Genomic DNA, 14,642 nt, shown 5'->3' with positions numbered 1-14,642 from the left:
CCTTCTGCAAAGAATTGTACTGCAAAATTCAATTGTGTTATTTCATCGTGAATTACGGGAACAATAGCAACAGTTGATTAGCTAACCGTAATTTTAGCGATTTTAGCTGACCGTAATCTATTAGTACCTTCACAATTAAGACATTATGCCCGCAACATCTTTTCACACAGATGCAGCCTACGATTCCCAAAAGTCTAACCTAACATTAGACTCTGATCTCAATATTGATGAGGGTGATTTGTCGTTAGATGATCTGCAAGATATAGAAATAGCTGCTGTTGATCCTCAGAACTTAGCTGCAAATACCAATCGTCGTAGTACAGACCTAGTACGTTTATACCTTCAAGAAATTGGTCGGGTACGCTTATTAGGAAGGGATGAAGAAGTTTCTGAAGCTCAAAAAGTACAGCGATATTTGCGGATGCGGATCGTACTTGCTAACGCAGCAAAACAAGGTGACGCTGTAATTGCCCCTTATCTGAAGTTAATAGAAGTTCAGGAGCGTTTAGTATCTGAATTAGGACACCGCCCCTCATTAGAAAGATGGGCTAAAACTGCTGGCATAGAATTATCCGAGCTTAAACCCACTTTATCAGAAGGTAAAAAACGCTGGGCGGAAATTGCCAAGTTGACAGTAGAAGAACTTGATGAAATTCAATCTCAAGGACTTCAAGCCAAAGAACACATGATCAAGGCTAACTTGCGCCTTGTAGTATCTGTTGCCAAAAAGTATCAAAATCGTGGCTTGGAATTATTAGATTTAGTACAAGAAGGTACTTTAGGATTAGAACGAGCAGTAGAGAAATTTGATCCTACAAAGGGTTATCGTTTTAGTACCTATGCTTATTGGTGGATACGTCAAGGAATAACCAGAGCGATCGCCACTTCTAGCCGGACAATTCGCCTTCCTGTTCATATTACTGAAAAACTCAACAAAATCAAAAAAGCACAACGGAAAATTGCTCAAGAAAAAGGTCGTACACCTACTTTAGAAGATTTAGCACTTGAACTAGACATGACACCTACCCAAGTGCGGGAAGTTTTGTTGCGAGTTCCTCGTTCTGTTTCACTAGAAACCAAAGTCGGAAAAGACAAAGACACCGAGTTAGGAGATTTATTAGAAACTGATAGCATTACCCCAGAAGAAATGTTAATGCGAGAATCTTTACATAAAGATTTGCAGCATTTATTAGCAGATTTAACCACCCGTGAACGTGAAGTGATTCTCATGCGGTTTGGTTTATCCGATGGGCATCCCTATTCATTAGCCGAAATAGGCCGCGCTTTAGACCTCTCACGAGAAAGAGTACGACAAATAGAATCCAAAGCCTTACAAAAACTTCGCCAACCCAAGCGCCGTAACCTCGTCCGCGACTATTTAGAATCTTTAAGTTAGATGAGGGAACAGGGAACAGGGAACAGGGAACAGTAAGAAGGCAAGAGGCAAGAGTTTCTTCTTACCAATTACCCATTACCAATTACCCAATAACAACTAACAAATATTCTCAATAAGTTAGGATTGTTGCAAATTGCTCCCAACATTTGTTATATTCTCAATTAACAGGCTTTGTTGAGAAAATTTAGTATGACTGTCTACACAACTGGTTCACTTAAGGCAGAACTAAACGACCGAGGCTGGCGTTTAACTCCCCAAAGGGAAACAATTTTACATATTTTTCAAGAACTTCCCCAAGGTGAACATTTAAGCGCCGAGGATCTTTATCATCGTCTAGAAACTGATGGTGAGGGTATCAGTTTATCAACCATCTATCGCACCCTCAAGTTAATGTCCAGGATGGGAATTTTACGGGAACTAGAGTTGGGTGAAGGACATAAACACTATGAAATTAACCAACCCTACCCCCATCACCACCACCATCTGATTTGTGTTCGTTGTAATACTACAATTGAGTTCAAAAACGATTCAATTTTGAAAATCGGTGCAAAAACAGCCCAAAAAGAAGGTTATCACTTATTAGATTGTCAATTAACTATTCATGCTGTTTGTCCCAAATGCCAACGGGCATTAATGCCACTTTAGCTAATGTGTCAGGAGTCAGAATATTTGATTAATCAGCAGATGAATCAATAAGTGATTTTTGATGTAAATCTGAAAAAGCTGATTGCTGAATACTTACGCTAATTTGATGATAGATGATCTGATAATCTGTGGTGATCGGAGGCAGGTAAATTAGTGGGGGAATCTTTCTGCATTGTCGAAGCGGAAGTATAAAAGCTTCCGCTTTTGGCATATTAGAAGGCAGGAGGCAGGAGACAGGAGGTAAATATTTCACCCCTACACCCCTAAACCCTTATTTTTCCTCTATTGCTGCTTCTGCTTCATGTACTAGATTTCTTAAATTTTCCAAAGTTTCTAAATTCACATCTTGCCATAAACCCCGTTGGTTGGCTTCTAACAACCTTTCAGCTATATCACGTAAAGCCCAAGGGTTTTTGTGGTGAATAAATTCACAAACTACGGGATCTTGTAAATAATTATCTACAATTCCTTGATACATAAAATCTTCCACACATTGGGCGGTGGCATCGTAGGCAAATAAAAAATCTACCGTTGCTGCCATTTCAAACGCGCCCTTGTAACCGTGACGCATTACACCTTCTATCCATTTGGGGTTAACCACACGGGAACGATAAACCCTGGTAATTTCTTCTTTAAGTTTACGGACTTTGGGTTGAGATGTATTGGCATTGTCGCCAAAATAGGTTTCGGGGTTTTTTCCTTGGAGAGAACGAACCGCAGCAGTTAAACCACCTTGAAATTGATAATAGTCGTCAGAATCAAGTAAATCATGTTCTCGATTATCTTGATTATGTAGGACAACTTGCATTTGTTTTAAACGTTGTTCAAATACTTCTTGAGAGGTGACAGGTGACAGGTGACAGGTGACAGTATTATTATTTTCTGTTCCCTGTTCCCTGTTCCCTGTTCCCTTGTAAGCGTAGGAACTCCAATTAATATAAGCTTGGGCTAAATCTTGATCAGTTTGCCAGTTTTGGGAAGAAATTAAACCTTGAAGTCCAGCACCATAAGCACCGGGTTTAGAACCAAAAACCCGATAAAGCGATCGCTCTTTGGCATCTTCTAAACTTAAACCTTGTTGTGTCCATAAATCAATATCTTGCTTCACCGCACCTACTAACGGGTTTTCCTCTTCTGGTTCATCTAAACTGGCAACTGCTTCCACCGCTTGAGAAAATAGATCAATTAAATTAGGAAAAGCATCACGGAAAAATCCCGAAATTCTCAAAGTGACATCAACACGGGGACGACCTAAAATTGATAAAGGTAGAATTTCAAAATCTACTACTCTTCTAGCTGCACCATCCCAAACCGGTTGTACACCAAGTAAAGCTAAAGCTTCCGCAATATCATCTCCTCCGGTTCTCATGGTAGAAGTTCCCCAAACTGATAAACCCAGAGTTTTGGGATATTCTCCATGTTCTTGAGTGTAGGTTTCAATGAGATTTTCTGCGGCTTTTCTGCCCACATCCCAAGCGGTTTCTGTCGGAATAGCGCGAATATCTACAGCATAGAAATTTTTACCCGTGGGGAGAACTTCTGGCCTTCCTCTTGTCGGTGCGCCAGATGCAGCACTGGGGACGTATTTACCATCAAGTCCTTTGAGTAAGTTGGTAATTTCTTGGGTTGTGTTTTTTAATGCTGGGAGAAGTTTTGATTCTATCCAGTTAAGGACTTTCTTTACTGTTCCCTGTTCCCTGTTCCCTGTTCCCTGTAATAGTTTTTCAACTAAAAAAGCGGCTTCTTCTTCTAATAGTTCAATAACATCGCCGTGGGTACGACAGGAGTTAATTGGCACGCAGAGACGCAGAGGCGCAGAGAGATTTTGAGGAGGGGTGAAGGGGGTGGTGTATTCTGTTGTTAAAGGATCGAAATCTAAACCCCAATCTTCTGCGATCGCACGGGTGATTCCGATAGAATTACGGTTGGGAATACGGGCGATCGCAATGATTAAATCTCTTAGTTGTCTACCTTGGGGAACTTGTCCGAAAATGTGTAAACCGTCTCTAATTTGCGCTTCTTTGAGTTCGCACAAATAACCATCTAAGGAGTTTAAAATTAAACTTTCAAAGTTTACAATGTCTTTTTCGTCGGTGATACCTAAATCTTTGTAGAGATTTTCTTTGATGACTAATTCTTGAATGCGATCGCGTAATGTGGGTAAACGAGAAGGATCTAATGTTTCTGCTTCGTAATATTCATCAATTAAATTTTCTACCTGTTGTAATGCTCCATATAATTCCGCCCGTGTCATGGGTGGTGTAAGATGGTCAATGATTACTGCTTGGGAACGACGTTTAGCTTGTGAACCTTCACCTGGATCATTAACAATAAAAGGATATAAATGAGGCATGGGACCAAAGGCTATTTCAGGATAACAAGTATTAGATAAAGCCACACTTTTACCTGGTAGCCATTCTAAATTGCCATGTTTTCCAACATGAACGATCGCATCACTGCCAAAAATTTCTCTCACCCAATAATAAAAAGCTAAATAATTGTGAGTTGGTTCTAAATCTGGTGCATGATAATTTAAACTCGGATCATTTTCATAACCTCTTGATGGTTGAATACCTACAAAAACATTACCAAATTGAATCCCAGAAATCGGAAATTGGTGATTGGTAATTGGTAATTGGTGATTGGTGATTGGGTTATTTATTTCCCCATCTCCCCATCTTTCAATTATTCCCTTTTGTACAGGTGCGGGTAATGTGGAAAAATACCTTTGGTATTCTTCTACAGAAAGACTTTGGTTGACTGGTTTCCAATCTTTTCCTTCTGGGTCATTGGTAACACCAGCAGTTAAAATTTTAATTAACTCATCACCATCTGCGGGGATATCGCCCACATCATAACCAGCCGATTTTAAAGCCTTGAGGATTTCTACACAACTAGCAGGAGTATCCAAACCTACGCCATTAGCCAGCCTACCATTAGTGTTGGGGTAATTTGCTAAAATTAGAGCTAGATGACGTTCTGAGGGCATTTTATGGCGTAATCGGACCCAATTTGCAGCCAGTTGGGCAACAAAATCAATGCGATCGCTCACTGGTTCATAAACCACTACATCAGTTTCTAGGTCATTATTGCGAGTTTGCCAACTTTTAAAAGAAACTGCCCTAGTAATAATCCGCCCGTCTACCTCTGGTAAAGCCACATTCATGGCCATATCACGAGGTGTTAAACCCTGTAACTGTGCTTCCCACTGTTCCACCGAACTAGCGCAAAGAATCACCTGTAACACCGGCACATCTAATTTTTCCCACAGTTCAATTTGCGGTGTTTCCGTCTCTAAACGTGCTAGAGAAAAACTGGTAGTGTTTAATAACAAACTTATAGGTTCAGAATCTTCAGGTTGAAAAAATTTGATCAACTCATCAGTTACACCCGGTTCACGTAAAGAAGAAACAAAAATCGGTACTGGTTGTAAATTTTTTTCTCTCAAAGCAGTACATAAAGCCTCAATCACCTTAGTATTTCCCGCTAAATAATGGGCGCGGTAGAATAAAATACCTATTTTAGAAGGTGACAGGTGACAGGTAACAGGTGACAGTGTAAAAGAAGTAGAAGAAAACTTGCCTTTATACATTCCCACACGGGGAACAGGTTGTGGTGGTGGGGGGTTGAATGTGGTTAATAGGGAAATATCAGCGATAAAAAGTAGAGCATTGAGGAAATTTTCTATACCACCTTCCCGGAAATACTGCCATACTTGGTTAACAAGTTCAGTTGAAATAGTTGATTTTGATATTAAATCTGGATCAAGAGCGTCGTCTCCAGGCATTACAATTAAAGTTATGCCATTACTTGCGGCAATTTCCTGCACCACTTCCAAACCATACGCCCAATAGGAACTTCCTCCTAAAAGGCGCAAAACAATTACTTGAGCAAGTTCTAAAACTTGTTCACCATAAGTATCAATGCTGATTTGTTGCTGTAGTTGCAGCAGGTTGGCAACTCTCATTTGAGGAAATTCAGCAGGTAATTTTGGTACTGTTGCTGCTAAAGTTTGAATGTCGGTGTCAGCAGCAGTAATCAAAACGAAAGGGGCTGGGGTTTGTTCTAGAAAAACTAAACCGTCTGACTGATTCCATCCGCCTGGTGTGGCACTTATACGATGCATAATTTTCTATTAGTACCTTAAACTGTTGATTAGTACACAATCACAAAAAACCAGGAAAAATCCTGCAAGTCCTACGAACAGGCTACGACGATGGGAAGATAGGGAGATGGGAAGATGGTGAGATGGGGTGGTAAATAACCCCATTACCCATTACCCGTTACCCATTCCCCATTACCCTACTTAGGTATTCAGCCCATCTCATTAGAATTTTGAAAATGCTTAGTTCTCCCGATTTGAGCTTTTCTCGAACCTTGCCTTTAAGTATATTTAATCGGCTTGGTGAGTTGTTGCACCAGATGGCTCAAGCAATAGGCAGTGCTGCTTTGGTACTTACAGAAGCTGTGCTGGCGCGGATTCTCATTCCTGTTGAGTGGCAACAACAACGGTTTACGCTTATAGTTTCTGAGCGATTTAGTGCGCTGTTGTTAGGCAACATAGAAGCAGGGGAGGAGGGAAGTAGGGTAGCACAGAAGGAAGATGTTACCTTAGATTCCTTAAATGCTAGTTTGACATTTAATTCCCAAGCGATCGCTGCTTTTGTCTCTAATTTAAGAAATTTATTTGAGTCTCATTCTTACACTTACAAAAACATCACACAATATCAACAAGTTCTTGCTCCTAATGATGCAACGCTGCAAAGTAAATTTACTTTATTATTATTGGAATATCTTCTCCCACTGGTTAACAAGGACGCACAAACATCTACTATTTCACTTCTCACGGAAGGTTTTAGTTGTAAACCTGTAGAAGATGCTCTCACAAAACAAATTGCCCAAGAACGGCTGTTAAATCAGGTAACAACGCAAATCCGTAAAAGTCTAGATTTGCCTGTAATTATGGACACGGCAATTACTCAAGTACGTGAGTTTTTGGAATTAGATAGATTAGTCATCTATAAATTTTTGTCATCTCCAGCTAATACGCAAAACACATCTCTTAACTGTCAATATTTAGCACCTACTGTAATCAACTCTAAACTTACAGAACAAGACCGTCAACAGTATGGGGGTTGTGTAGTATATGAATCTCTAGGACAAGATTCTATTACCTCTGTTTTGAATTTGCAAGAAGAAAACTGTCTAAATCGAAATTCTGGATCTTGGGAAAAATATCACCAAGGTTTTACTTTAGCAGTAGATGATGTAGAAAAAACCTATTCCCTAGAAGATTGTTTATTGAATTTTTTAAGGAAGAATAAAATTAGGGCAAAGTTGGCAGCACCGATTATTTTTGAAGATAAACTTTGGGGTTTATTAATTGCTCATCAATGTCATACTCCTCGTCATTGGAGTGAAAGTGAAAAAAGCTTGTTGTCATCAGTTGCAGAACAGTTAGCTATAGCTATTCATCAATCTGAATTAATGGGTTCTTTGCGAGAAGCTACACGCACTTTGACTCAAGAAAAACAAACTTTAGAACAACGAGTAATTGAACGAACAATGGCACTGCGAGAAGCACTTTTAGCAGCAGAAGCAGCCAGCCGTTTAAGAAGTGAATTTCTCGCTACTGTTAGTCATGAATTACTCACACCTTTAACTTATGTTATTGGGATGTCTTCTACATTATTGCGCTGGCCTTTGGGTGAGTTGAGTCAAAGACAACGGGATTATTTACAAACTATCCATGACAGTGGAGAACATTTATTAGAAATGATTAATGATATCCTCGATTTATCTCAGATTGAGGCGGGGAAAACAGTATTAAATATTGCTGAATTTTCTTTAGTGAAGTCAGCAGAAAAGATATTAGACTCTTTATTAGAAAAAGCAGCCAGTAAAAAAGTTACTTTGAAACTTGATTTACAAATTAATTCTACCAGCGATATTTTTCAAGCTGATTCTGGAAGAATAGAACAAATTCTTTGGAATTTATTAACTAATGCTATTAAGTTCACCCCAGAAGGTGGTAGTGTTACTTTGCGTCTATGGGTGGAAGACAACACCGCTGTATTTCAAGTAGAAGATACTGGAATTGGTATACCAGAAGAAAAATTACCATTACTCTTTGAGAAATTTCAACAACTTGATACTCCCTATCGTCGTCGCTATGAAGGTACAGGAGTTGGTTTAGCTTTAACTAAACAACTGGTAGAACTTCATCGGGGTCGAATTGAAGTAGAATCAACTGTAGGTATGGGTTCAATTTTTACTGTTTGGATACCAAAACAACTAAAATAATTGATAATTGATAATTGATAATTTGTAATTCAAAAAACTCCAATTACCAATTACCAATTACCAATTACCAATTACCTCAACATCAAACATGATTAATTTAGAAAAAGGTTTAATTGTTTCCTGTCAAGCACCTGTAGACTCACCATTACATGATCCTTATGTTATTGCTGCAATGGCACAAGCAGCAGTTAATAATGGTGCTGTAGCTGTGAGAATTGACACACCCAATCATATTAAAGCTGTGCGGGAAAAAGTCAATGTACCAATTATTGGGCTATGGAAACAAGTAATAGCAGGTTCTGATGTATATATTACCCCCCAGTTTCATCATGCTGTAGCAGTGGCTGAAGCTGGTGCTGATATTATTGCTATAGATGCCACTATCAGAAAACGTCCTGGTGATGAAAAATTAATTGATATTATTACCCGTATTCATCAAGAATTAGGTAAACCAGTCATGGCAGATGTGGATACATTTGCTTCTGCAAAATTAGCTGTTGACGCAGGTGCTGATATTGTTGGTACTACTTTATTTGGTTACACTGCGGAAACTAAAAATTTTACCCCTCCTGGTTGGGAACTTCTGACACAGATAGTAGAAAAATTAGATACCTTTGTTATTTGTGAAGGTGGTATTTCTTCCCCAAATGAGGCAAAAAAAGCATTGAATTTAGTAGGTGCTGATGCAGTTGTAGTTGGTACTGCAATTACTGGTATTGATTTGCAAGTTAAAGCTTATGTAGAAGAAGTAGGGGCAACCCCCTGTGGTTGCCCTCTTGAGTCAGGAGTCAGAAGTTAGGTGAAAAATAAAGACTTTGCGTCTTTGCTCCTTTGTGTCTACCCCTGCGGGATCTCCTAACGGAGATGGCGCGAAACTTGAGAATAGGGAGCATATCCCGCTGATGCGGGATTCAAAATCTAGATGAGTTTGCTGGGAGGTTTGCGATCGCTACTCCAAGCCCACCAAGCACAACCACAATGACAAAGGTAAAATTCTTGCCATTTGCGACGATTTTCTGTTGTTGTCACAGGCGATCGCCGATTTAACCAAACTTGTACCGCTTCTCTACTGCTAGAGTGACATTTGGGACAGCAAAATTCATAAGCGTGAACTGCTTGATCTGTCCATTCTGGTGGTGTGGGAGCAAAAGCGTCCATATAAATATTTTCAGTAAAGTTTTAGTAGTAAATTAATATACATAATAATATTATCTCTAATAATGAAAATGATAGAGCCAAATATTGAAATTCGCCGTTTGTTAGATGTCATGCCAGCTTCTGGGCGGATGATGACGAAAATCGTCAGTAAACCAGAGCAAAACAAGGTCATAGATGCCGCTTTTCCCTTACCCTGGAGTCAGGATAGACCAATATATATTAATTTTGATCTTTGGCGACGCTTGACAAAACCACAGCGAGATTTACTACTGTTACATCAGGTAAGTTGGTTAACAGGGGTGAAGTGGATACAACCAGACATTTATCAAGGAGTATTTTTAGCAGGGTTATTAGGTGGAGTAGTGGAAGTTGCTCAGTCTGATGTGGTAGGTGTAATTATATCTGGGGGATTAAGTGCTTTAGCTGGGGTGCGAATCTGGCGCATGAATCAATCCCAAGCATCACAATTAAAAGCCGATAAAACAGCCGTTTTGATCGCCCAAAGACGGGGTTATTCAGAAGCAGAAGCTGCCCAACATTTGTTAACTGCTATTGAAACAGTAGCAAAAATTGAAGGGCGTTCTGGTTTAGATTTTAATGAATTAATTCGTTGTCAAAATTTAAGAGCGATCGCTGGTTTATCACCTGTAGGTATTCCAGAAAACTATAGTATGTGACAGGGAACAGGTGACAGGTGACAGTGTGAAAATTCTTTGGGAATTGAGGTTTTATTAATGGTTTACGCCAATTTGAGCTAACAAAATTTGAGCTAACAATAGGAGGAAAACAACATTGACATTAGCATTAGGCATGATAGAAGTATATGGTGTTCCCACAGCAGTGGAAGCAGCAGACGCAATGTGTAAAGCTGCTAGAATCACATTTGTAGGTTATGAAAATACAGATTTAGGCAGAATTACAATTTTAATTCGTGGTGATGTGGCTGAAGTGAAAATGGCAGTCACTCAAGGATTAGAATCTGTTGTAAAAGTCAATGGTGGTGAGATACTTTCCCATCACATTATTCCTCGTCCCCATGAAAATTTAGAATGTGTTTTACCAATTTATCAAAGTTCTATGATTAACCAATTTAATTCAGATATCCGTTTTCCTCCCCCATTAAGTAATTAGGTTTTGTTACATAAATCCTTGACTTGGGGACAGTTTTTTTTCTCACGCAGAGACGCAGAGAACGCAGAGAGAGGAATTGTTATTTTTTAATAAGATTTTATCAAGATTGAAAAAAATGTTATAAAAATATCTTTATGTCCAGATCCTCGACTTCTTTACGAAGTCTGGGATCTATATCCACTTATTTAGTTAATCAGATTATGTCAGATTTTAATAATTATATTCAAGATTTACAAGAAAAGATTAAACATGGTGGTGAACGTAGTCATTACTCTAGTTTAGAACGTTTGATTGAGGGTTTAATTATTGATGTTAATGTCATAGTTGAAGAAAAAGGTAATCAAGCTGGTATTCCTGATCTGACTATTAGAAAAAATGATCGGGTTGTGGGATATATTGAGGCTAAGGATGTTAATGTTGATATTAGTAAGTTAGATAAATCTGAACAAATTAAACGTTATTTGGAATCTAATATTGGTTATAATTTTATATTAACAAATTATCTGGATTTTCGTTGGTATGTAGATGGTGAATGTGAAAAAATAGCTAAATTAGCTAATATCAAAGACAATGAAATTTCTTTGGTTGATGATTTACAACCGATTACGGAATTATTACAAGCATTTATTAATCAAAAAGCTAAAGATATTAATAACTATTATGATTTAGCTAAAGCAATGGCAACTTATACTAAAACTATCAGAAATGCTATTGAATCATCTTTGATTATTGAAACAACAACTGATGAATTAAAGGAATTAAAAGAAACTTTTAAAAAATTACTACTTTTAGATATAGATAACGCTAGTTTTGCGGATATGTACGCCCAAACTATTGCTTATGGTTTATTTACTGCAAAGATAAATCATGCACAAAACCCAGGAAATTTTGTTTTTAACCGCACCAATGCTAGTATTTATATTACTGAAAAAATACCTTTTTTAAAAGGATTTTTCGATATAGTAATTAATGCTAATGGTGCTAATAGTGTTAGTAAAATTCACAAATCAATTGAAAATTTAATAGAATTATTTAACACAATAGATATGACCAATATTTTAGAAAATTTTGGTCGAGAAACGCGAACAGAAGATCCAGTTTTGCATTTTTATGAAACATTTTTAGCAGCTTATCAAGCATCATTAAGAAAAAGTCGCGGTGTTTATTATACTCCTGAACCTGTAGTTAATTTTATTGTGCGTGCAGTTAATGATATTTTAATTGATAGAAATATTTTTGATTTAGAATACGGGTTAGGTAATAGACGAGTAACAATTCTTGATCCTGCAACGGGAACAGGGACATTTTTATATGCAGTCATTAAACAAATGCGTGATAATGTTGCTAAATATGGTGTTGATAGATGGAATCTTTGGTTAAAAGATGCAGAAGTTTTAAATCGTTTATTTGGATTTGAATTATTAATGACTGCTTATACAATAGCACATTTAAAATTAGGTTTATTATTAGCAGATTTTAAATATGAGTTTGCACCGGATGAAAGGTTAAAAATCTATTTAACTAATGCTTTGGAAGAAGGGATCAAACAAGGTGATTTAATTCCTGGTATTACTCAAATTATCGCAGAAGAATCTAGTCAAGCTGCAAATGTGAAAACAGAAATTCCCATTATGGTAGTATTGGGTAATCCTCCTTATTCTGTGAGTTCACAAAATGCGAGTAAACGCAAGAGAATTTTAAATCAAGATGAGAAATATTTAGCAGATGTGGAATATACGGGTTTGGTGTGGAATAGAGTTTTGAAAAATGGTAAAGCTGGGAAAACAGTTACAGAATTAACCCATATTGGGGAACTTTTAGAATTATATAAAGGTAGGGTGAGATTAGAAGGTGAGAAAAATATTCAACCTTTAGATGATGATTATATTAAATTTATTCGGTTTGCACAATATCAAATTCAAAAAACTCCTCAAGGTTATGGAATTATCGGTTTTATTACTAATCATTCTTATATTAATGGTTTGATTCATCGAGGAATGAGAGAGGAGTTATTAAAATATTTTGATACTTTATATATTATGGATTTACATGGTAATTCTTTATTAAAAGAAACTGCACCAGATGGTGGTATTGATGAAAATGTTTTTGATATTCAGCAAGGGGTAGCGATTTTAATTGCTGTCAGTGAAAAAAGCGCACTTGATTATTTTTATACTGCTTATAAATCTAGAGATGGGGTGAAGGAGTTAGCGCAGGTTTTTTATTATGATTTGTGGGGATATCGGGAGGATAAATATAATTTTTTAGAATCTACAAGTTTAGATAATGTTAATTGGATAGAGGTGAAACCTACAGCACCTAATTACTTTTTTGCACCGAAAAATTTTGATTTAGCTACAGAATATAATCAAGGGTGGAGTGTTACAGATATTTTTCCCGTAAATTCAACAGGTGTGAAAACTCATCGAGATCATTTTGTTATAGATTTTGATTTACAAGAATTACGCAAAAGAATAGAAGATTTTAGAAATTTAGATATAACAGATGATAAATTAGTTAATATTTATGATTTGCGAGATACTCGTGATTGGAAAATTAGTATCAAAAGAAAATTATTATCTAGTAATCCAGATTGGATGAATTATTTTACTACTTGTTTCTATCGTCCCTTTGATACAAGGTTTTACTATCATCATCAGGATGTGGTAGAGTTAACTAGAAATGAAATTATGCAGAATGTAGATAAATTAAATAATATTGGTTTAATTTTCTGTCGTCAACAGTCTCAATCGGGAGAATGGAGTTTAGTGAGTGTTTCTGATCAAATTATAGAATGTTGCGCTATTTCTAATAAAACTAGAGAAACTAATTATTTATTTCTCCTGTATACATACCCAAATACAGATAATGCTCAAACAAATCTTTTTATAGAAAGAACTCTTAACTTATCTCCTCAATTTTTAGCAGCAATTAAAAATAAACTCGGTAAAATACCCACACCAGAACAAATATTTTACTATGCTTACGCTATTTTTCATAGTCCTACTTATCGCAGTAGATACGCAGAGTTTCTCAAAATAGATTTTCCTCGTCTTCCTTTAACAAGTAATCAAAATTTATTTAATGATTTAGTAACTAAAGGAGAAGCATTAGTTAATTTACATTTAATGAAATCTGAGAGACTTGAAAACTTAATTACAACATATCAGGAAATAGGAGATAATCAAATTACTGAAGTTACATATAATTCAGAATTACAAAGGGTATATATTAATAAACAGAATTATTTTACAGATATTCCTCAACATATTTGGGAATTTAAGATTGGTGGATATCAAGTTTTAGATAAATGGTTAAAGGACAGAAAAAATGCTAAACGCAAATTATCAGATGAGGAAATTAACCATTATCAAAAAATCGTGGTTGCGTTAACTGAAACTTTACGTATTATGGGAGAAGTTGATCAAATTATTCCTGGGTTTCCTATTGATTAAATGAGGTTTTTGTCTGAATCAGGATATCCAGGATTTCAGGATTTTCATTTGGATGTTTTTGATGATGATTTGGAGATTTTTCTTGTCTGAATCAGGATATCCAGGATTAAAGGATTTTCAGGATTTTTATTTGGATGTTTTGATGATGATTTGGAGATTTTATTTGTCTGAATCAGGATATCCAGGATTAAAGGATTTTCAGGATTTTTATTTGGATGTTTTGATGATGATTTGGATATTGTAATAATATAGTATTTATAAAAAAACATTCAAAAGCTTTATATCGAAAGTAATATAATCATATTCTGAAAATATTAAATATCTCCATCTTGTACATCCTTAAATCCTGGACATCCTGATTCTGACAAAAAATATTTATTTAATGTTTTAATCCTGTAAATCCTCAAATCCTGGACATCCTGATTCAGACAAAAAATATTTAATGTTTTAATCCTGTAAATCCTCAAATCCTGGACATCCTGATTCAGACAAATATATTAAATATCTTAAATGTTTTAATCCTGGACATCCTGATTCAGACAAATATATTAAAT

The 14,642-nt window shown here is 36.5% G+C and carries 9 protein-coding genes; 7 read left to right on the top strand and 2 right to left on the bottom strand.

Going from position 1 to position 14,642, the window contains the following annotated elements; all coding sequences use genetic code 11:
- Positions 1-145: 145 nt before the first annotated feature.
- Positions 146-1,396, top strand: a complete 1,251-nt coding sequence (sigC, locus tag IQ237_RS17130; protein WP_194057252.1) for an RNA polymerase sigma factor SigC — start codon at positions 146-148, stop codon at positions 1,394-1,396.
- 189 nt (positions 1,397-1,585) lie between these two features.
- Positions 1,586-2,041 (top strand): Fur family transcriptional regulator, encoded by a 456-nt coding sequence (locus IQ237_RS17125; protein WP_194057250.1) that lies wholly within the window; start codon positions 1,586-1,588, stop codon positions 2,039-2,041.
- Between the two features lie 271 nt (positions 2,042-2,312).
- On the opposite strand, the gene cobN is transcribed toward IQ237_RS17125, so the two are convergent.
- Positions 2,313-6,167 (bottom strand): cobaltochelatase subunit CobN, encoded by a 3,855-nt coding sequence (gene cobN / locus IQ237_RS17120; protein WP_194057248.1) that lies wholly within the window; start codon positions 6,165-6,167, stop codon positions 2,313-2,315.
- 215 nt (positions 6,168-6,382) lie between these two features.
- Between cobN and IQ237_RS17115 the strand changes: the two genes are divergently transcribed.
- Positions 6,383-8,344 (top strand): GAF domain-containing sensor histidine kinase, encoded by a 1,962-nt coding sequence (locus tag IQ237_RS17115; RefSeq protein ID WP_194057246.1) that lies wholly within the window; start codon positions 6,383-6,385, stop codon positions 8,342-8,344.
- Positions 8,345-8,432: 88 nt separating this feature from the next.
- Positions 8,433-9,143, top strand: coding sequence for an N-acetylmannosamine-6-phosphate 2-epimerase (locus IQ237_RS17110; protein WP_194057244.1), 711 nt, complete (start codon positions 8,433-8,435; stop codon positions 9,141-9,143).
- A 119-nt stretch (positions 9,144-9,262) separates the two neighbouring features.
- Here IQ237_RS17110 and IQ237_RS17105 read toward each other — a convergent pair whose 3' ends face one another.
- The gene (locus tag IQ237_RS17105; protein ID WP_194057242.1) at positions 9,263-9,502 is read right to left on the bottom strand and encodes a hypothetical protein; all 240 of its coding nucleotides are present in this window, start codon (positions 9,500-9,502) and stop codon (positions 9,263-9,265) included.
- A 71-nt stretch (positions 9,503-9,573) separates the two neighbouring features.
- Here IQ237_RS17105 and IQ237_RS17100 point away from each other — a divergent pair, with 71 nt between their 5' ends.
- The 3 genes from IQ237_RS17100 to IQ237_RS17090 all read left to right on the top strand — a co-directional run bounded on the left by IQ237_RS17100 (position 9,574) and on the right by IQ237_RS17090 (position 14,088).
- Positions 9,574-10,179, top strand: a complete 606-nt coding sequence (locus IQ237_RS17100) for a DUF3318 domain-containing protein (RefSeq protein WP_194057293.1) — start codon at positions 9,574-9,576, stop codon at positions 10,177-10,179.
- A gap of 115 nt (positions 10,180-10,294) precedes the next feature.
- Entirely contained in the window at positions 10,295-10,633 is a 339-nt protein-coding gene (locus IQ237_RS17095) for a carbon dioxide-concentrating mechanism protein CcmK (RefSeq protein WP_194057240.1), read from the top strand.
- 200 nt (positions 10,634-10,833) lie between these two features.
- The gene (locus tag IQ237_RS17090) at positions 10,834-14,088 is read left to right on the top strand and encodes a type ISP restriction/modification enzyme (protein ID WP_194057238.1); all 3,255 of its coding nucleotides are present in this window, start codon (positions 10,834-10,836) and stop codon (positions 14,086-14,088) included.
- Positions 14,089-14,642: the final 554 nt, after the last annotated feature.

This window comes from Sphaerospermopsis sp. LEGE 08334, assembly GCF_015207205.1.
In the GTDB taxonomy this organism is placed as follows: Bacteria; Cyanobacteriota; Cyanobacteriia; order Cyanobacteriales; family Nostocaceae; genus Sphaerospermopsis.
The sequence above is the reverse complement of the archived record's forward strand: the minus strand, read 5'-3'. Positions and strand labels throughout refer to the sequence as shown.